The sequence below is a fragment of the Streptomyces sp. NPDC037290 genome (assembly GCF_055603245.1).
Map to the genome: position 1 here is coordinate 319,811 of NZ_JBVJVZ010000001.1, position 19,746 is coordinate 339,556.

Here is a 19,746-nt window from a genome sequence, read left to right on the forward strand (position 1 = left end):
ACAGGCTCCCGGCCCCCGGATTTCACTTTCTGGCAGGTCACAGGCTAAAGTTCTTCTTGTTCGCCCCGCCGAGCGGGAGCGAGACACCATACGGCTCCGCCGTGTGGCAAGGGGCTATAGCTCAGTTGGTAGAGCGCCTGCATGGCATGCAGGAGGTCAGGAGTTCAATTCTCCTTAGCTCCACTGATCGACACTCTGTTGAGTCGTCAAGATCGGTGATGAAGGTCCCGTCCCCGTCAGGGGGCGGGACCTTCTGCATGCACCGGCAGGCACACCGTCCCTGAACCGGCTTGAGTCACTCGGGACGCTGCGCCCGTATACCTCTGCGGAGGCGTTCTCGGCGGCCGTGTCCGGACTGGTACTGAGGCGTCGCTGACCGTATTGCTCCGGCCGTGGCAGAATCAAACGGCCGGAAGGGGGCGCGGCCCGACGGGAGGGAGTAGCGATGCCTGCGAGCATCCTCGAGGAGGTCGGCCACCTCCTCGGTGCGGCGTTGATACGGGACACGACCACCCGGTTGAGCTGCCCTTCCTGCGGTTCCGCGCACGTCGCCCAGGTCCTCGGCGACAACGGCGGGATCTCCTACGTGTGCACGGCCTGCGGCCACAGCTGGAGCTGATCGATGGGTGCACACAGGCGGAAGTGCGACTGGTGTGGGAGCGGTACACCGATCGTCCGCGACATGGAGCCGATCAATCCCGACTACCAGTACTGGTGCGAGGAATGCGCGCGGGCGCTGATCATAAAAGGCGACCCGATCGAGACGTACCGGGAGCTGGAGGGCGAGCCGATCTACGGCCGCCTCCTCGAGGAGCACTGCACACTCAAACGGTTCTACTCCTTCGTGACGGCTTGACGCAGGCCGCGTCGCCGCCGCGTTCCGGCAACGATGTCCGGGCCAGTACGAGGAAGAGCGCGCCGACTCCACCGTAGAGGGACGAAAGCGTCAATTCCAGGACATCCTGGTGCAGTTCAGGGTGTCCGGTTCCGTGCGGCACCCACCACGGGGCGTACGAGCAGAAGGCCAGCAGTGCACCCAGGGCCACGGTCCTGGGCCCGTGCGACCAGAGCAGCAGCACGAGTGGCACGCACCACACCCAGTGGTGCGTCCACGACACCGGGCTGATCAGCAGCGCGGTGACGGCGCAGGCGCACACCGCCCAGTCCCGCCGCCCGCGCAACTCCGCCGCCACGGCGGCCCCGAGGCCCAGCGCGGCCGCCACGGCCGCGCAGGCGATCCAGAGGACTCCCGGGGCGGGCGTGTGCAGAACGCGCGCCAGAACGCCGCGCAGGGCCTGATTGGCGGTGTCCTCGGCGTGTCCTACCCGCCCCGCGCGGAACACCATGTCCGTCCAGAACCGCCACGAGTCGTACGGCAGGACGGCCGCCGCCAGCAGCGTCGCCCCGGCGAACGCGACGCCCGCCCCGCGCGCGTGCCGCAGCCACGGCCCCGCGTCCCCGCCGCGCAGGTGCGCCACGACTCCTGTCACGAGCAGGAACACCGCGAACAGCGCGGGCGTCAGCTTGACCGCCGCGGCCAGCCCCAGCCCCGCTCCGGCCAAGGAGGCGTACCGGCCTGCGTGGCGGCGGGTCAGGTCCCACAGCACCAGGACGGCGAGCAGCAGGTTGACCTGGCCGTAGCGCAGGGTCGTCCACACCGGCTCGCACCATACGGCCGTCGCCGCGGCCCACCAGACGGCGTCCACGCGCGTGCGGCCGACGAGTTTCAGCGACAGCCGTACGAAGACCACCAGGAGCGCCAGGTTCCCGGCCGTCGCCAGGACGCGCAGGGGTGCGGTGTCCAGCAGGGTCAGCGGGGTGAAGAGCAGGGCCGCGAACGGCGGGTAGGTGGTGGGCAGGTGCGCGGCCGTCGTCCGCAGCGCGTACAGGTCGCCGCCGGCGCGCACGGTGGCGCCCTCTGCCCGGTACACCATCAGATCGATCATCGACACGTGCGCGGCCCGCTGTGCGGCCCAGAACGCCGCGAAGGACACCAGGCACACCACCGGCGCGACCGGCACCCGGCGGTGGGCTGCTGACGACACGATCAAGGGCACGAAAGCTGACATTAGCGGTCGTATCGGTGCGGACCCGAAACCGATTTGGTGCTGCGCGTGGGGCCCTGTAATGTTTACGTCGTCGCCAGGGGAACCGGGCGAGACAACAGAACAAGGGGCTATAGCTCAGTTGGTAGAGCGCCTGCATGGCATGCAGGAGGTCAGGAGTTCAATTCTCCTTAGCTCCACAGAAATCGAAGGCGGATCATCCGAAGGATGGTCCGCCTTCGGCGTGTTCCGCAAGGACACGGCCGAGCGAAAGGGGGCGGGTCACCCGGCTCGGTGACCCGCCCCCTTTCGTGTGCTCAGCGGCCGAGGGCGCGCCGGCCGCGGCCCTGGGAGACGACCGGCAGGTTCCGGGACGGTGCCTGCCCGCGCGTGTCCTCCTCGATGCGCAGGGCGAGTGCCGGGCAGCGGCGCACCGCGCGCAGTGCCTTCGCCTCCGCGTACCGGGGCACCTGCGCCTGGGCGACGGTCGGGAAACCGTCGGCGCCGAGTTCGAACACCTCGGGGAGGATGTCGGCGCACAGTCCGTGGCCCCGGCACAGCGTCCAGTCGACGTAGATCTTCTGGCGGCTGCCGCCGGTCTCCTCGGGCTCTGCGCCGCCCGGGATGCCCGTCGGGGCCTTGCCTCCCTCGAAGAGCGGCAGCACGCCCTCCACGGGCCGTCCGCAGCCGTTTCCGAGGACATGTGCGGCCAGGTCGTCGGTGAACGCCTTGATGGTCGACTCGAGGAACATCGCCGAGCCGTCCGGGTGCGAACACGCGCCACGGCGCTTGACGTTCTTCGCGACCTGCTTCAGGGCCTCCAGGGCGGCCGGCCCGCCGCCGTTGAGAATGTCCTCCATGCCGCGCGCGGCGGCGGGCAGCCCGAGGTAGCAGGGACCGCACTGACCGGCGCTCTCCTCGGCCAGCCACTGCGCCACCCGCAGCGACTCGCCCAGCGGGCAGGTGTCCTGGCTGATCGGCAGGATCGCGCCCGCGCCCAGCGAACCGCCCACCGCGTCCAGCGAGTTGCGGGAGACGATCGCCTCGTTGACGGTCGCCGCGTCGATCCACTTGCCGTGGTAACCGCCGGTCAGCACGCCCTGCGGCACCGGCGGGGCGCCCGCCAGCTGCAGCACGTAGCGCAGCGGTACGCCCGTGGGGACCTCGATCACCATCGGGCGGGCGACCGCACCGGACACCGTGAGCATGACGGTGCCCGGCTCGTCGTACAGGCCGGTGTTGCCGTAGCGCTCGGGGCCGATGCGGGCGGCGATGGCCAGCTGTGCGAACGTCTCGGCGTTGGACAGCAGCGTGGGCGCGCCGCCGACGCCGCTCTGCGAGGCGCTGATCTTGCGGCCGGGCGGGATCGCCGGGCCGCCGTCGACCGAGCGGATCAGCGAGGCGGCGGCCCCGGTGACCATCCTCACGGGGTTGCGCTGCACCCACGCGCGGAGCGCCGATCTACGGCTGTTGCTCAGCCCGCGTTCGGCGAGCGCCGCCTCCATCGAGCGCTGTGTGGACTCGCGCGTGACGCCGATCACGAGCGTCCGCGCCCCGAGCGCCTCGGCGCACAGCAGCGCGCCGTCGAGGATCAGGTGCGGGGCGCGGTTGATCAGCACCGTGTCCTTGCGGCAGGCCGGTTCGTCCTCGCTGCCGTTGACCACGACGACCGGCCGCACCCCGCGCTTGATCGCCGACTCGGCCACCGAGCGCAGCTTCTTGTGGAAGGGGAAGCCCGCGCCGCCGCGGCCCTTGAGGTTGATGCGTTCGGCGAGCTGCGCGAGCTGCTCGCCGCCGAGCGGGTCGAGCGGCCCGTGCACCTTCAGGTGCATGGGCAGGTCGAGTCGTTCCACAAGGTCGAAGCCCGACGTGAGCTGGGGAAGGCCGACCACGCGGACTTCGGGTACGTCGGGCAGGGCCTCGTTCACTTAAAGCCTCCGGACGGCATGTTCCAAGGTTCGCCCGAACCCGGTGTGTCGAACGACGCGCCGGGCAGCGTTTCGGTAGCGGGACCGCTGTTGTACGTGTCAGTCGGGTTGTACGCGCCATACAGGCCGCTTGTCTCACGGGTGTCGTACATGTCACTTCCGCTGTATGCGGAGGTGTCCGCGTTGCCGTAGACCGGGATGGTCTGCCCGGTGTCCTGGAACGGGTCGTACGCGGACGGCGGGGCCTCGCCGACCGGCGGCGGGGACGGGACCGGCCAGCTGCCCGACGTGCTGGAGGGGCCGTCCACGCGCGGGATGGCCTCCGTGGCCTGCAGGTCCAGCGGCAGATCCATACGGGTCTGGCCGGCCGCGTACGGCTGCTGGGAACGGCCCGGTGTGGAGACGGCGCGGTAGGCGGCGGCGAAGCCGGACGCGGGTTCCGCCGCCGGTGTGACGGGGGACTGGTACAGCGGCGCGGAAGGGGCGGCCGCCGCCCTCGGCTCGCGCCGGCCCTCGAAGCCCGTCGCTGCCGAGTCGGCCACCCGGGAACGGCTGGCGTCCAGCTCGTCGAGGACCGACCGCTCCGAGCTGCCGAACAGCGCCACCAGCCGGTCGGCGACCTTGCGCTTGACCGGGCGCGGGGCGGCACGCAGCGCGAGGGCGCCCATCACGCCCAGCAGGGACAGGCTGTAGAGGATCACGAAGACCGGCTTGGCCGAGCGACCCGCGTAGAGACCGTGGATCAGCGCCGCGCACCAGGCCGGGTAGGCCAGCATGTGCATGGCGCGCCAGCGGGCGGCGACGGGGGCGGGTGTGGCGAAGTTGCTGCGCAGGGCGCCGGTGACGCCGACGAAGATCATCAGCAGGCCCGCCAGCGAGCCCAGCCCGATCAGACCGCCGATCCCGGTGACGCCGAGCGAGAACGGGATGATCGCGGCGATCAGCTGGGTGTGGCCGAGCGCGACCTTCGTGGTGATGTGCAGCAGCAGGAACGCGATCGAGGCCACCGCCGTCGTCCGGTGCACCGCCTGGCCGACGATCCGCTGCCGCGTGTTGAGGAAGATCCGGTCCTGGGCGAACAGACCCCAGATCACCGAGCAGCTGAGCGAGACGAGGGAGAGGACGCCCGCGCCGAAGTTCAGGAAGTCGCGGAACTGGTTGCCTCCGACCAGCACGACCACGGGTATGAGCAGCAGGACGACAGCCGACGCCACCCCATAGGCCGAGCGGCCCGGTTTGGGAAGGGAGCTGGTACTACGACGAGGGTTCATGGGGGCAACTCCGAGCAGTTTCGGGAAAGCGGTCCCGCTGCCGAACTCTAAGTGGCGCCATACCGATCAGTACGGGGTTTGAGTTATTGCGTTGTTATCAACGGACAATGTGACTGGGGTGATGTCCCTTAGGGGACGGTACGCGAAGTAATCCTTGACCTTGGTTCAGTTCCGGCAGGGCTTCCTGGCATGTCCACAAGGGATACGGAAGCGCGTTGCGCCTTGCTCAAGCCCGTCGCGCCTCGCTCGGGCCGCTCCGCCGCGCCTCGCCGAAGCCCGTCGCGGCTTGCTGGAGGCCTGCGGTACCCTAACGCCATGCGTGCCGTACGCCTTCTGCTTAGCGGGCCGCGCTGATCAGTCCCGACCCCCGGTCGAACCGCGAGGTCGGCATCGGCGCGGCGTCCCCTCCTGTGCGAGGGGATTTTTCGTTTCTTTGAATGTCGCAGCCGCAGGCAGAGACGATCGATGGAGCTTTGAGGATCATGAGCGAGACGAACCCCGCTGCCGCCGAGGTGGCCGCGCCGCACCGCTACACGGCCGCCATGGCAGCCGAGATCGAGGCACGCTGGCAGGACTTCTGGGACGCCGACGGCACCTACGCGGCGCCGAACCCCAAGGGCGACCTGGCCGGCGACTCCGAGCTGGCCGCCAGGCCCAAGAAGTTCATCATGGACATGTTCCCGTACCCCTCCGGTGCGGGCCTGCACGTCGGCCACCCGCTGGGCTACATCGCCACCGACGTCTTCGCCCGGTTCCAGCGCATGACCGGCCACAACGTCCTGCACACCCTGGGCTTCGACGCCTTCGGCCTGCCCGCCGAGCAGTACGCCGTGCAGACCGGCACGCACCCGCGCGTGTCCACCGAGGCCAACATCGAGAACATGAAGGCCCAGCTGCGCCGGCTGGGCCTGGGCCACGACAAGCGCCGGTCCTTCGCCACGATCGACCCGGACTACTACAAGTGGACCCAGTGGATCTTCCTGCAGATCTTCAACTCCTGGTACGACGACGAGGCCAGGAAGGCCCGCCCGATCTCCGAGCTGATCGCGCAGTTCGAGACCGGTGAGCGCGCGGTTCCGGGCTCCACGCGCGCGTGGAGCGAGCTGAGCGTCCACGAGCGTGCCGACGTCCTGGGCGAGTACCGCCTGGCCTACGCCTCCGAAGCGCCGGTCAACTGGTGCCCGGGCCTGGGCACCGTGCTGGCCAACGAGGAGGTCACCGCCGACGGCCGCTCCGAGCGCGGCAACTACCCGGTCTTCAAGGCCAAGCTGCGCCAGTGGAACATGCGCATCACCGCCTACGCCGACCGGCTGCTGGAGGACCTGGACGAACTGGACTGGCCCGAGGCCATCAAGCTGCAGCAGCGCAACTGGATCGGCCGCAGCGAGGGCGCCCGCGTCGACTTCCCGATCGACGGCGAGCGCATCACCGTCTTCACCACCCGCCCGGACACCCTGTTCGGCGCGACCTACATGGTGCTGGCGCCCGAACACCCGCTGGTCGAGAAGTTCACCCCCGAGGCCTGGCCCGAGGGCACGCACGCGGTGTGGACCGGCGGCCACGCCACCCCGGCCGAGGCCGTCGCCGCCTACCGCGCGCAGGCCGCCTCGAAGTCCGACGTCGAGCGCCAGGCCGAGGCCAAGGACAAGACCGGTGTCTTCATCGGCGCGTACGCCACCAACCCGGTCAACGGCGAGCAGGTCCCCGTCTTCATCGCCGACTACGTCCTGATGGGCTACGGCACCGGCGCGATCATGGCCGTCCCGGCGGGCGACCAGCGCGACTTCGAGTTCGCGCGCGCCTTCGAGCTGCCGATCCACTGCATCGTCGAGCCGACCGACGGCCGTGGCACGGACACCTCGACGTGGGAGAACGCCTTCGCGTCGTACGACGCGAAGATCATCAACTCCTCCAACGACGAGATCAGCCTGGACGGCCTGGGCGTCGCCGAGGCCAAGGCCCGCATCACCGCCTGGCTGCAGGACAAGGGCATCGGCGAGGGCACCGTCAACTTCCGCCTGCGCGACTGGCTGTTCAGCCGCCAGCGCTACTGGGGCGAGCCCTTCCCGATCGTCTACGACGAGGACGGCGTCGCCCACGCGCTGCCCGAGTCGATGCTGCCGCTGGAGCTGCCCGAGGTCGAGGACTACAGCCCGCGCACCTTCGACCCGGACGACGCGGACACCCAGCCCGAGACGCCGCTGTCGCGCAACGAGGAGTGGGTCAACGTCACCCTGGACCTGGGCGACGGGCCGAAGAAGTACCGCCGCGAGACCAACACCATGCCCAACTGGGCCGGTTCCTGCTGGTACGAGTTCCGCTACCTGGACCCGCACAACGAGCACCAGCTGGTCGACCCCGAGATCGAGCAGTACTGGATGGGCCCGCGCGAGGGCCTGCCGCACGGCGGTGTCGACCTGTACGTCGGCGGCGCCGAGCACGCCGTGCTGCACCTGCTGTACGCGCGCTTCTGGTCCAAGGTCCTGTACGACCTGGGCCACGTCTCGTCGGCCGAGCCGTTCCACAAGCTGTTCAACCAGGGCATGATCCAGGCCTACGTCTACCGCGACAGCCGCGGCATCGCGGTGCCGGCCGCCGAGGTGGAGGAGCGCGACGGCGCGTACTACTACCAGGGCGAGAAGGTCAGCCGCCTGCTGGGCAAGATGGGCAAGTCCCTGAAGAACGCGGTGACCCCGGACGAGATCTGCGCCGAGTACGGCGCCGACACCCTGCGCCTGTACGAGATGGCCATGGGCCCGCTGGACGTCTCCCGCCCGTGGGACACGCGTGCGGTGGTCGGCCAGTTCCGGCTGCTGCAGCGGCTGTGGCGCAACATCGTCGACGAGACGACCGGCGAGGTCACCGTCACCGACGCCGAGCCGGACGAGGAGACGCTGCGCGCCCTGCACAAGGCGATCGACGGCGTCCGCCAGGACCTGCAGGGCCTGCGCTTCAACACCGCCATCGCCAAGGTCACCGAGCTGAACAACCACCTGACCAAGGCCGGTACCGCGGTGCCGCGGTCCGTGGCCGAGCCGCTGGTGCTGCTGGTCGCCCCGCTGGCCCCGCACATCGCCGAGGAGCTGTGGCGCAAGCTGGGCCACACCGACTCCGTCGTCCACCGGGACTTCCCGGTCGCCGACCCGGCCTACGTCGTGGACGAGACCGTGACCTGCGTCGTGCAGATCAAGGGCAAGGTCAAGGCTCGCCTGGAGGTGCCGCCGGCCATCTCGGACGAGGAGCTGGAGAAGGTGGCCCTGTCCGACGAGAAGGTCGTCGCGGCGCTGGGCGGCGCGGGCATCCGCAAGGTGATCGTCCGGGCGCCCAAGCTGGTGAACATCGTTCCGGCGTGACGGGTATCGCCCCGGCGTAGCACGGGGCCGCTGACCGGACACCGGGTACGACCGGTATAGGGGTAGTCCCCTACGCGTAGTCCCCTACGGGCAGGTTCGGGGTTCTTCTGGAACTCCGGGCCTGCCCGCTGCGTTTACCGTGGAAAGCGCAGCGGCGTGTGCCGCGCCGGCCCGAGGAGGAGCGTCGTGGAAGCAGTGATCGCCGTGTTCGCCCTGCTCTTCCTGCTCTTCATCGGCCTGGGCGCCTACGCCACGGTCAAGGCGGTCGGCGCCGCCAAACGCGGGGTGGACCGGACGATCGAGCAGGCCCGCCGCACGGTCGAGGACCACACCCTGCGAGCCAGATCCATCGTCCAGATCGGGCCGGCCGCCCAGATCGCGCAACTGCGGCTCGCGCTGCGCACCTCCCTGCGCGCCACCCAGGACGCGCTGCGCGCGGGCGCGGCAGACGACGAGTCACTGAAAGAGTCCCTCGGCCTCTTCGAGCGACTCAGCGCGCACGGGCACGAGCTGGACGCCGACCTCAGACGCCTGGAGTCGGAGCCGGACCGGGCCGAGCTCACCGCACGGCTGCCCGAACTGCGCAGCCGCACCGAGCGCATCACCAAGTCCGCGGACTCACTGCGCTGGGCCGTCCGCGACCGGGCGCGCCGCTTCGTCGACGACGATCTGGGCGCGCTCGGCGACCAGATAGACATCGAGGCCGACGCCCTGCGCCACTGGACCCCGGCCGGCCCCGCACCGGCGCCGGGGCACCCCGATGCGTCCCCCGCCTCCTCTGCTTCGGCCACCGCCGAGGACCCGGCGGCCCCGGCGGCACGGCATACCCGCTCGCGTACGTCCCGTCCCGCCGAGGAGCAGCCGCCTCAGGCGATCACCCCGCCGTCGCCGGGCGCCGCCTACCCCTGGCAGAAGCGGCCCCGCCCCGAGAGCACCACCTGAGCGGCCGTCCGCCCCGCACGCAGGGGCCGGGCTGCCGCGCGAGCACCACGGCAGGTAACCTCCAGCTCATGTCCCGCCATGTCGCGATCGTCACCGATTCAACGGCCTACCTGCCGCCGCGGACGATGGAGCGTCACGGCATCACGGCGGTGCCCCTGACCGTGGTCCTCGGCGACCGGGCGCTCGAAGAGGGCACCGAGATCTCGACGCGCTCGCTCGCCCAGGCGCTGCAGAAACGCCGTTCCGTCACGACCTCCCGCCCGAGCCCCCAGGTGTTCGCGGAAACCTACCGCAGGGTCGCCGAGTCCGGCGCGAGCGGAATCGTCTCCCTGCACCTGTCCGCCGAGCTGTCCGGCACCTATGACGCGGCGGTCCTCGCGGCGCGCGAAGCGCCGGTGCCGGTACGGGTGGTGGACACCGGGATGGTCGCGATGGCCCTCGGTTTCTGCGCGCTCGCCGCGGCCGAGACCGCGGAGGCCGGCGGCACCGTGGACGAGGCCGTGACGGCCGCGGAGAAGCGTGCCGCGGGCACGTCCGCCTATTTCTACGTCGACACCCTCGACTATCTGCGTCGCGGCGGACGCATCGGCGCCGCACAGGCCCTGCTCGGATCCGCGCTCGCCGTCAAACCCCTGCTGCAACTGGACGGCGGCCGTATCGAACTGCTCGAGAAGGTCCGTACGGCGTCCAAGGCCATCGCGCGGCTGGAGGAGATCGCCGCCGAGCGAGCGGGCGGCGCCGAGGTCGACATCGCCGTCCATCACCTCGCCGCCCCCGACCGTGCCTCCGCGCTGGCCGACCGGCTGCGGGAACGGGTGCCGGGCCTGGCGGAGCTCCACGTCAGCGAGGTCGGGGCGGTCATCGGCGCTCACACCGGCCCCGGACTGCTGGGAGCGGTGGTCTCACCCCGCTGATCCTTCGCCCGGCGGCCGGCCCTTCACTCGTGCGGGTGGCGGAGTTGTCCACAACCGGGTGACCTTCCCCGGGAATTGACCAAGATCATTGCGAGTCGACGGGATGTCCCATCCTCGTCGCATGGCACTTCGATCACGTCCACGCACAGCAACTCCGACCAGCGGCCCAGGCCGTGGTCCCACCTCCGACGGCCGCATCCGCCACCGCCGGCGCATCGAGCACGGCCGGGGCATCGAGCACGGCCGGGGCGTCGACGACGGCCGCCGCGCTCGCCGCCGCCCGCCGACACCCGCGGAAGAACTGCGCCGCCGGGCGGAACTCCTCTTCGGTGAACGAGCCGTGCGCCGCCGGGAGTCGGGAAACGGACCGCCGGACGGGGACGATCCCGCAGCGCTGGTGACCGAGACGGTGACGACCACGGGCCCGGCGCCCGGCCTGAGTCCGGCGAGGACGGTGACCACTGCGGCACCTCGCCCGATCACCCCGCCGATCGCCGTACCGGCTGACGAATCGGGACCGCCGCCGGTGCCTGACACGTCCCTGGAACCCGACCCCCGACATGCCGACGCCGCTGACCCGTTGGCGCCCTCGCCGCCCCTCCGCCCCGGCTGGCGGGAGCGGGCCGGGCCGGCGCTGCGGGAGCGGATCCCCGTGCGGTTGCAGGCACAGTTCGCGGTGGAGCGGCGCGGAGTCGTCGCCCTGGCGGTGGTCCTCGTGGCCGCCGCGGTCTTCGCCGTACAGCACTTCTGCGCCGGCCGGACCGAGGCCGTGAGCACTCCTCAAGTGGTGCGTGCCCAGGCCCCCTTCGCCAAGAAGGAAGACGAGACGAAGGCCGGTGCGGGAGCGGGTGCGTCGCCGACACCGACGCCGGGCGGTCAGATCGTCGTGGACGTCAGCGGCAAGGTCCGCAGGCCGGGGATCCGGCGGTTGCCGGCCGGTTCCCGGGTGGCCGACGCGTTGCGGGCGGCCGGCGGCGTGCGTCCGGGGGTGAGCACCGAGGGACTCAACCGGGCCCGTTTCCTGGTCGACGGCGAACAGGTCGTCGTCGGCGCGCCTGTCGGGGCGGCGGTGCCACCCGGCCCGGCCCCTGGTCCGGCCGCCGGGTCGGGGGCCGGCCCGGCCTCCGGATCGGCCGGTGCGCTCCCTGCGGCGCCCGTCTCCCTCAACACGGCCACCGCGGACCAGCTGGACACCTTGCCCGGAGTCGGCCCGGTGCTTGCCCAGCACATCATCGACTACCGCACCCAGCACGGCGGTTTCCGCTCGGTGGACGAACTGCGCGAGGTCAACGGCATCGGCGACCGGCGCTTCGGCGATCTACGGAATCTGGTACGGCCATGAGCCGGGTGATCGAGGGCGGTCCGCCGGCACGGGACAGGCCCGGCGCGTCCGGGGATGCCGCGCGAGGAGGCCGACGGCCGGGAGAGCGGAGATCCGCGGACGCCACGGTCCGTGATCCCGAGGAGGACGGGGCCACGCCCGGCCACCGGGCGGAACCCGTGGACCTGCGTCTGGTGCCGCCCGCGCTCGCCGTCTGGGTCACGGCGGCCCTGACGCTGGACGCACCGGCGGCACAGGCGGCCGGCCTCGCGGTCGTCTGCCTGATGGGTGGGATCGTGCTGTTGTCGGCGCGCGGGCCGGGCCGGTGGGGACGGCGGGCCGGACGGGCCGTGCGGGGCGGATGGACGCTCCAGCGGTTCGCATGGGCCCGTGCCCCGATCGCCGCCGTGCTGCTCTGCGTCGCCGCGGCGGCCGCCTCCGCCGGGCTGCACGGGGCGGACGTGCGCCGCGGACCGGTGCCCGAGCTGGCCCGGCGGTACGCGACCGTGACCGCCGAGATTGAGGTCAGCGGCGACCCCTGGCTGAGCCGGCCGCGGGTGCGCGGTGATCACGCGGCGCCGGTTGCGGTGCTGGCCAAGGCCGAGGTGCGACGCGTCGAGCGGACCGACGGAACGAGCGTGCGGACGCGGACTCCGGTCCTGCTGGTCGTCGACGCGGATGTGCCGGTACCGGAAGGGAGCGCCGCTCGGAACGGCGGTGCGGCGCAGGGGAGCACGGCGGGGGCCGTCGGCCGGGGCACGCCGGATGCGCGGAGTGCGCGCAGTGCCTGGCTCGGGCTGTTGCCGTCCACGCGGTTGCGGGTGGGTGGGCGGCTGGCGCCCGCGCTGACCGGTGGGGAGCGGACCGCGGCCGTGCTGCGGGTGCGTGGCCGGCCCGTTCCACGGATCGTCGCGGGCCCCAGCGGGCCGCAACGCCTCGCGGGACGGCTCAGGGCCGGACTGCGGGAGGCGACCGACGGTCTTCCGGCGGATGCGCGGGCTCTCCTTCCCGGGTTGGTCGTCGGGGACACCTCACGGATCACGCCCGAGCTGGACGACGCGTTCAAGGAGACGGATCTGGCGCACACGCTCGCCGTGTCCGGCAGCAACCTCACCATCCTGCTCGCGCTGCTGATCGGGCCGCCCGGACTGGCCCAGCGGGTCGAGCGCCGTGGCCTGGCCCCACGTCTCGGGCTCTCGCTGCGGGCGACCGCGCTGCTCGCCGGAGCGCTCACGCTGGGGTTCGTGGTCGTCAGCCGGCCCGACCCGAGTGTGCTGCGGGCCGCTGCCTGTGGCGCGGTGGCGCTGCTCGCCCTGGCCACCGGGCGCCGTAGGTCCCTGGTCCCGGCTCTGGCCACGGCCGTCCTGCTGCTGGTGCTCCACGATCCTTGGCTGGCCCGCAGTTACGGCTTCCTCCTCTCCGTGCTGGCCACCGGTGCGCTGCTGGTGCTGGCACCGGGCTGGAGCGAGGCGTTGCGGCGGCGCCGGGTGCCGCCGAGGCTCGCGGAGGCGCTGGCGGCGGCCGCCGCGGCACAGGCGGTGTGCGCCCCGGTCACGGCGGTGCTGTCGGCGCGGGTGAGCCTGGTGGCGGTGCCGTGCAACCTGCTGGCCGAGGTGGCGGTCGCGCCGGCCACGGTGCTGGGGTTCGCGACGCTCGTGACGGCGCCGCTGGCGATGGCACCGGCCAAGGCGCTGGCCTGGTGCGCGAGTTGGCCGACCGGGTGGATCGCCGAAGTGGCCCGGACAGGTGCGGCGCTGCCCGGCGCGGGAGTGGGCTGGCCGGGGAGCTGGCCGGGGGCGCTGGCGCTCGCGGCGGTCACCGCGGCCGTCGTCCTGGCCGGTCGGCGGCTCGCGCGGCACCCATGGTGGGCCGGGTCGCTCGCGGCGCTGCTTCTGCTGGCGGTGGTGCGGCCCGCGCCGCTGACCCGGGTGATCACGGGCTGGCCGCCGACGGGCTGGCGGTTCGCGATGTGCGACGTCTTCCCTGTTGAATCGACGTGTTGAAGCTGAAGCAGGAGGGGACATTGTGACTGGCTGGCGCGTCTTCTGGGTGCCGAGGGTCCGCGCGGTTGACCCGCAGAGGGTGCCCGTTTTGGCGGGTTTGGAGGATCTGGTCGAGAGGGAGGAGCACACGGGTATCCACGCAGGGGATCCGATCCTCTTGTCGCCGGACTACCGAATTGATGAGTTGTTGAGTCTGTTTCTGTGTCGGTCTTCCTTTGCCCGTCTTGCGGCTGAGACCAAGCGGAATTACACCGATGACTACGCGATCTTCTTCGATTTCCTGTGGGCCAGGGGCAAGGTGTGGGATGAGGCTACGGCCGACGACTTGTGGGACTTCGAGGACTGGCGCACGCGCTCGCCGCGGAACCCGCAGAAGGTCGGCGCCGCACGTTGGAACCGTGGCCTTGCTGCACTGACTCGCTTGTACAAGTGGGCGGTTGCCACGGAGAACATGGCGAGCAACCCGATCCTGATGCACGCCGTGGCTGGCTACCAGGGCGACGTGGTGCAGACGCCGGAGGCCCGTGCGAAGGAGGCCAAGTCCAGTGATGTGCACTGGCTGACGCCGAGGATGTTCCGGCTCTGGGTGGACGTCGGCCTGCGCGGGTACACAGCGGAGGGCCTGCCGTCGCCGGGCTGGCGTGGACGCTTGGAAGCCCGCAACGTCGCCTTCGCCAACCTGCTGTTTTCCTCGGGGATGCGGCTGACCGAAGGAGCGTCGCTGCTGACGATCGAGGTGCCCCGGCTGCGGCTGGGAGGCGCGCGCTACTACACCGGGCGGCTGGCGAAGCGGGTGACGAAGTCCAGGCGAGCCCGTACCTACTACGTGGCATCGCCCGTGGTCGGTGAGGTGGAGAACTACCTGGAGTCGCTGCGGGCCCGGGTGATCCGGCGCGCGCAGGCGAGGGGCCGCTATGACGCGCTGGAGGAGATGCGCCTGGTCACGAAGGTCACCGGGCACCGCAAGAAGGTCCTGCACTGGGTCGACCGAAACGGGGTGGTGGGGCAGACGCCGCTGACGGACGCGCCGGTGGAGGAGCGGATGACGTACTTCACCGAGGGCCCGGCAGGCCCGGAACCGTTGTGGCTGTGGCTGAACGAGCAGGGCCTGCCGTTCCAGCCGGAATCGTGGGAGAACGTCTTCCGTACAGCCTCGGACCGGTGCGACGACGTGCTGGGGCCGGTGATGGCGGAGCCCCCGTTTTGCACGCCGCACATGTGCCGGCACTCCTTCGCCCTCTACATGCTCGTGGTGCTGCACCACGTCATGGACGTGCGGATGGGCCTCACGCCCGAGGAACGGCGGGACTTCCGGCTTCTCTACGGCGATCCGTGGCGCATGGTGCAGGACCTGTTGGGGCACCGGGACATCGAGCTGACCCGCAAGATTTACCTGGCACCCGTCTCGGACCTGCAGATCCGGGCTCTGATGGCCGACCCGGCACCACGGGACACGGAGGCAGGAGGCCTGAGCGTGTCGGATGCGCGGGTCACCTCGCTGCTGGCCCGTATCGCCGAGGAGAGCGACGGCATTCAGGACATCGACACGCTGCTGGAGACGGCGTGAGCCGGCGGGGCCGCAAGGCGGCTCTTCCCGAGGCCGGGCATCAACGGCCGGCGGTCCTGGACACATCCGGGCTGGTGGTGCGACACCGCAGCAAGCTGGGCACCGTCAAGGAGTTCGACTTCGCCGAGTTGCCGTTCGCCCCGGCGATGCGGCGGTCCTTGGCCGCGCTGTTCGCGGCCAAGTGTGCTCCCGGCGGCGGCTGGGACAGCCATGACTCGTCCGTCCACATCTGGCGGCTGCTGAGAGGCTTCGGCGAGTTCCTGACCAAGACCGATCAACAGCCGGACGACATAGTGGACTTGACGGCCGGGACGTGGATGGCCTGGCGGCTGAGCCGCCCGCAGACCCAGATGGGGTACGTCCAGATCACCGCGGTCGCGGGCTTCCTGCAGCTGGAGCCGCGCCTCGCACAGCCGGTCCGGGTAGCCATGGCCAAGCGGGTGCCCCGGGTGAAGGTCGAGGAACACGCCTTCGCCCCCGACGAGTTCGAGGATGTTCGCCGCTCGGCCCGGCAGATGTTCCGCTCCGCGCTGCTGCGGATCCGAGAGAATGTCCAGCTGCTGGAGTCCTGGCGCTCAGGCGCAATCGAACACCAGGACCTGCAGAACTGGCTGATCGGCGAGGGGCTGGACTGCCTCGCCCGTACGGGCCACATACCCCGCTATCCGAGAGGTGACGGCCGGATGCGGCCGGTCTTCCGCTACTCGAAGGCCATGGGCGGTGACGGCGCCATTCACACCTGGCGGCGCCTCTACCTCTCCCGCCGGGAGGCCACCGCTCTGGGGGTCTTGCTCGCCGCGGAACACGGGCTGAACGCCACCACGGTCGGCGAGATGCGCACGCCCAGGGCGACGCCGGACTCCGGCGAGGGCCGCTTCCCGGTCTACCGGATGGAGCTGGAGAAACGGCGCAAGGGCGAGGCCGACCACTTCGAGACCCGCAATCTCGCCGACTTCGGCGCCGATTCACCTGGACGTCTGATCACCGAGGCCCTGGAGGCCACCGCCCCGGCCCGCGCCTACCTGGCGTCCGTGGGCTGCACCGCCGACCGGTTCCTGATCTGGCACGAAACGCGCCCACGCCACTGGCAGGACACCAACGAGGCACTGATCCGCGAGGGCCCCTTCGGCCTGGGCCTGACCAAACCGGACTTCGACGACTACGGAACCCACTTCGGCCCGGACGGGGGCGGCGTCATGCGCCGGACCCGTAAGACGGTGAACGTGGTGCACCGGCGTGAGCCGGGACAGAACAGCCAGGACACCCACGACAGCGTCTACGCCATCCCCGAACCGCAGGCCCAGCAGGCCGCCATCCCGGTCATCGCCGCAGGCGCCGAGGATGCCCTGGAGGCCGCCCGCCGCACGGTGTTCACGGCCAAGCTCACCGACGCCCCCGAGGACGGCGAGGTGGAGGCCGCCACCAACGGCTGTGCGGATTACGAGAACAGCCCCATCACCGGGCCCGGAGCCAGCTGCGGGGCATCGTTTCTGCTCTGCACCGCATGCCCCAACGCCCGCGTCCACCCCGCCCATCACCCCCGGCTGGCCCACCTGCACCGGGCCATTGGGGAACTGGAGGACGTGCTGCCCAAGGCGGTCTGGGACGCGGACTGGTCCGAGCCGCACGCCCGGCTGTCCGACCTCAAAAAACGCCTGGGGCCCGCCCTGTGGCGCCAGGGCCTTGCCAACGTCACCGCCGAGGACCGCCAGGTCGTCGGCGATCTGCTGAACGGACTCTACGACCTGTGACCGTCGCTCTCCTGGAAAGCCTTCCCGACCGCCCGGGCCCCGATACGCCCGTCATCGCCCCCGACCTGATCGTCAACCCGGACGCTCCCAACGCCCGATACAGCGACATGATCTGGCCGCTGTCTCCCCTCAACGCGAACCCGAGCGCTTCTCGGAACGCACTGCACCTGGACGCCTTTCCCGCGCCGCTTCGGGAGGAGTTCACCTATCTGGCCTGGTCGATGATCAACCGGGCCCTGCCGGACGACTTCCTGGTCGGCCGTGTCCAGACCTGGCGTACCCGACAGAGCCCCGGCAAGCTCTACTCCACCGTGCAGCGCTGGAAGGCCCTGGCCGAGTGGCTGGCCAAACGGGACATCACCACCCTCGCGCAGTGCACCTCGGAGGACTTGAGGGCGTTCGCGCTGGACAACCTGCGCACCCCGAAGTCACGCGAGTACGCGGGATCGTTCCTGACGTCGATCTCGCGGCTGTGGGCTTTCGACTTCTACGATGCCCAGCCGCTGAGGATCGGGGAGCCGCCGTGGCACTGGGAGGGGATCGACGACTTCCTGCCGGCGGCGACCGCGCGCGGGGAGAACGCGACCGATCCGATCACGGCGGCCACGATGGGACCGCTGCTGATCTGGGCGCTACGGGTCGTCGACGACTTCGCCGAGGACATCCTGCGGGCTTGGGAGAAGGTCATCGAGATGACCGGCCGGGCCGAGGCCACCGTCACCAACAAGCTGGGGCTGGCCCGGATCAAGGACTATGTCGACGTCCGCCGGGACCGAGGCGAGCCCATCCCCAGCTGGGTCCAGTCGCGCGGGCGGACGGCCTGCATCCCCTACATCTCCGCTCTGACCGGCGCCTCCGTCGGCCAGGTCGACAGGGTGCTCAGGAGGGACTATCGGAGCGAGTACGTCCGCGCGAATCTCGGCCCCAGCCCTCTGAAACTCAAGATCAAGGGCCGTATCGACGGCACCCCGTGGACCAAGTCGATCGACTTCGGCGACGCCGAGCCGTTGATGCGGCACCTGGGCACGGCCTGCTTCATCGTGCTGGCCTACCTGACCGGCATGCGGCCGGGCGAGGTGCTGAGCCTGCGGAGCGGATGCTGCCCCGAGCCGGACTCGGGACCGCACCTGATCTACGGAAACGTCTACAAGACCGCCCGCGATGAGGACGGCAACTACCTGTCCGAGGGAATGTTGCGCGAAATGCCGTGGGTCGCCATCGCCCCCGTGGTCAGCGCCATCCGCGTCCTGGAGCAGATCGTCCCCGAGGGCGACTTGCTGTTCGACGCGCACGCCCACGACTTCCTCCTGCGGCGCAAATTCACCGGGTCCATCACCTACGGGACGATGAGCGAGCGCATCGAGCGCTTCGCCACCTGGGCGTCTGAACAAGCAGAACGCCTGGAGCGTCCGCATGAGACCGTCCCCGCCGATCCGCACGGCGCGATCGGCACCGAACGGTTTAGACGGACCCTGGCCTGGCACATCGCCCGCCGCCCCGGCGGTCTGGTTGCCCTGGCGATCCAGTATGGCCACATGCGCACGGTGGTCAGCGCCGGCTATGCCTCGCGCAGCCGCGACGGCATTCACGACCTCCTAGACATCGAAACCGCCCGGGCGACCGTCGACACCCTGGCCACACTCAACGCCGACCTGAGCGAGGGAGTGGGCATCTCCGGACCAGCAGCCCGCCGCGCGATCAACGCAGCCGCTCACGCACCGGAGTTCATCGGCACCGTGATGAGCGCGGGGACCGCCCAGGACATCCTGGGCAACCCGCAGCTGTCCGTCTACGACAACCCCGGCAGCTACCTGATGTGCGTCTACAACCGCGACAAAGCCCTGTGCCACCGCCTGGAGGGCCAGCAGGAGGCTCCCAGCCTGGACCGCTGCCAGCCGTCCTGCGCGAACATCTCGCGCACCGACCACCACGCCGACCAACTCATAGCCCTGGCCGAGCGGCTGGAGAAGCAGGCCGGATCCGAACTTGTCCCCGTCCCGCTGGCCGACCGGTTCCGCCGCCGCGCCAGCCGCCTCCGCACCTTTGCCGACGAGCACTACCGCAACCGCATCACCGTCCAGGAGGACCTGTCATGAGCCCCGCTCCCGATGAACGCGACCGCATCCGGGCCGCCATGGACCGGATCCTGGCCGACGCCCCTGAGCACTCCGACGGCGCCCTGACCATCGTGGCCCTCGCCCAGGAGGCCCAGGTTCCGCGCAACGCACTCACTCAGCGCCACCTGGACCTGAAGAACGAGTTCTACGAGAAGGTCCGCGCCCGCGGTGCTACGCCGGACAGCGAGAAGCGGCTGCGGCGGCAAGTGACCAAGCTCAAGGAACTGCGGGCGGCGGACGCCGAGGAACTTGCGGGCCTGCGGGCCGACGTCGAGGCCCTGGTCGGTGCCCTGCACCAGGCACAGATGGAGAACCGGCAACTGCGTCAGCGGCTCGCTGCCCCCGACCCCGCAGTGCGTTCGCTGCCCACGCAGCCCAGGCCGCGAGCCGTCCGCAGGCGCTCCTGAACGACAATGCAATCCGACTACAGCGAGGGGCTGTCGTCACGGCGACGGCCTCTTCTGTGTTTGGGCTAGGGCAACCGGGAGACAGGCCGAAGCCGGATATTCGGTGGACAGCGTCACTACGGTGGAC

General features: G+C 70.8%; 13 protein-coding genes, 2 tRNA genes and 1 pseudogene. 13 read left to right on the top strand and 3 right to left on the bottom strand.

Annotated elements, in window-relative coordinates:
• The first annotated feature begins 110 nt into the window (after nt 1-110).
• From ACZ7HQ_RS01455 to ACZ7HQ_RS01465, 3 genes are all read left to right on the top strand, one after another.
• Nucleotides 111-183 (top strand) — tRNA-Ala (locus tag ACZ7HQ_RS01455).
• A gap of 262 nt (nt 184-445) precedes the next feature.
• The gene (locus ACZ7HQ_RS01460; RefSeq protein WP_014672673.1) at nt 446-619 is read left to right on the top strand and encodes a hypothetical protein; all 174 of its coding nucleotides are present in this window, start codon (nt 446-448) and stop codon (nt 617-619) included.
• Nucleotides 620-622: 3 nt separating this feature from the next.
• Nucleotides 623-856, top strand: coding sequence for a hypothetical protein (locus tag ACZ7HQ_RS01465; protein WP_006136074.1), 234 nt, complete (start codon nt 623-625; stop codon nt 854-856).
• Here ACZ7HQ_RS01465 and ACZ7HQ_RS01470 read toward each other — a convergent pair.
• The gene (locus tag ACZ7HQ_RS01470; RefSeq protein WP_470983195.1) at nt 825-2,069 is read right to left on the bottom strand and encodes a glycosyltransferase 87 family protein; all 1,245 of its coding nucleotides are present in this window, start codon (nt 2,067-2,069) and stop codon (nt 825-827) included. The genes ACZ7HQ_RS01465 and ACZ7HQ_RS01470 overlap by 32 nt on opposite strands.
• Nucleotides 2,070-2,172: 103 nt before the next feature.
• Here ACZ7HQ_RS01470 and ACZ7HQ_RS01475 point away from each other — a divergent pair.
• A tRNA-Ala gene (locus ACZ7HQ_RS01475) sits at nt 2,173-2,245 on the top strand.
• Between the two features lie 117 nt (nt 2,246-2,362).
• Here ACZ7HQ_RS01475 and ACZ7HQ_RS01480 read toward each other — a convergent pair.
• Both ACZ7HQ_RS01480 and ACZ7HQ_RS01485 read right to left on the bottom strand, forming a co-directional pair.
• On the bottom strand, nt 2,363-3,973 hold the full coding sequence (locus ACZ7HQ_RS01480; protein WP_470983197.1) for an NADH-ubiquinone oxidoreductase-F iron-sulfur binding region domain-containing protein: 1,611 nt from the start codon (nt 3,971-3,973) through the stop codon (nt 2,363-2,365).
• Nucleotides 3,970-5,244, bottom strand: a complete 1,275-nt coding sequence (locus ACZ7HQ_RS01485) for a cytochrome b/b6 domain-containing protein (protein ID WP_470983200.1) — start codon at nt 5,242-5,244, stop codon at nt 3,970-3,972. Before ACZ7HQ_RS01485 ends, ACZ7HQ_RS01480 begins: the two co-directional genes overlap by 4 nt.
• 482 nt (nt 5,245-5,726) lie before the next feature.
• Between ACZ7HQ_RS01485 and leuS the strand changes: the two genes are divergently transcribed.
• The 9 genes and pseudogenes from leuS (at nt 5,727) to ACZ7HQ_RS01530 (ending at nt 19,619) form a co-directional block, all read left to right on the top strand.
• A complete protein-coding gene (gene leuS / locus ACZ7HQ_RS01490) occupies nt 5,727-8,597 on the top strand; it encodes a leucine--tRNA ligase (RefSeq protein WP_470983202.1) in 2,871 nt (956 codons plus the stop codon).
• 186 nt (nt 8,598-8,783) lie between these two features.
• On the top strand, nt 8,784-9,539 hold the full coding sequence (locus tag ACZ7HQ_RS01495) for a hypothetical protein (protein ID WP_470983203.1): 756 nt from the start codon (nt 8,784-8,786) through the stop codon (nt 9,537-9,539).
• 68 nt (nt 9,540-9,607) lie between these two features.
• A complete protein-coding gene (locus tag ACZ7HQ_RS01500; RefSeq protein WP_470983205.1) occupies nt 9,608-10,453 on the top strand; it encodes a DegV family protein in 846 nt (281 codons plus the stop codon).
• A gap of 121 nt (nt 10,454-10,574) precedes the next feature.
• Complete coding sequence (locus ACZ7HQ_RS01505; RefSeq protein WP_470983208.1) at nt 10,575-11,795, top strand: ComEA family DNA-binding protein; 1,221 nt, start codon at nt 10,575-10,577, stop codon at nt 11,793-11,795.
• Nucleotides 11,792-13,753: pseudogene (locus ACZ7HQ_RS01510) on the top strand (ComEC/Rec2 family competence protein); the annotation flags it as partial. The gene ACZ7HQ_RS01505 and the pseudogene ACZ7HQ_RS01510, both read left to right, overlap by 4 nt.
• Nucleotides 13,754-13,799: 46 nt before the next feature.
• Nucleotides 13,800-15,344, top strand: coding sequence for a site-specific integrase (locus ACZ7HQ_RS01515; RefSeq protein WP_470983210.1), 1,545 nt, complete (start codon nt 13,800-13,802; stop codon nt 15,342-15,344).
• Nucleotides 15,341-17,095 (top strand): hypothetical protein, encoded by a 1,755-nt coding sequence (locus ACZ7HQ_RS01520; protein WP_470983212.1) that lies wholly within the window; start codon nt 15,341-15,343, stop codon nt 17,093-17,095. Before ACZ7HQ_RS01515 ends, ACZ7HQ_RS01520 begins: the two co-directional genes overlap by 4 nt.
• Entirely contained in the window at nt 17,092-19,191 is a 2,100-nt protein-coding gene (locus ACZ7HQ_RS01525) for an integrase (RefSeq protein ID WP_470983213.1), read from the top strand. Before ACZ7HQ_RS01520 ends, ACZ7HQ_RS01525 begins: the two co-directional genes overlap by 4 nt.
• Nucleotides 19,188-19,619, top strand: coding sequence for a hypothetical protein (locus tag ACZ7HQ_RS01530; RefSeq protein ID WP_470983216.1), 432 nt, complete (start codon nt 19,188-19,190; stop codon nt 19,617-19,619). The genes ACZ7HQ_RS01525 and ACZ7HQ_RS01530 overlap by 4 nt, the downstream gene beginning before the upstream one ends.
• Nucleotides 19,620-19,746: the final 127 nt, after the last annotated feature.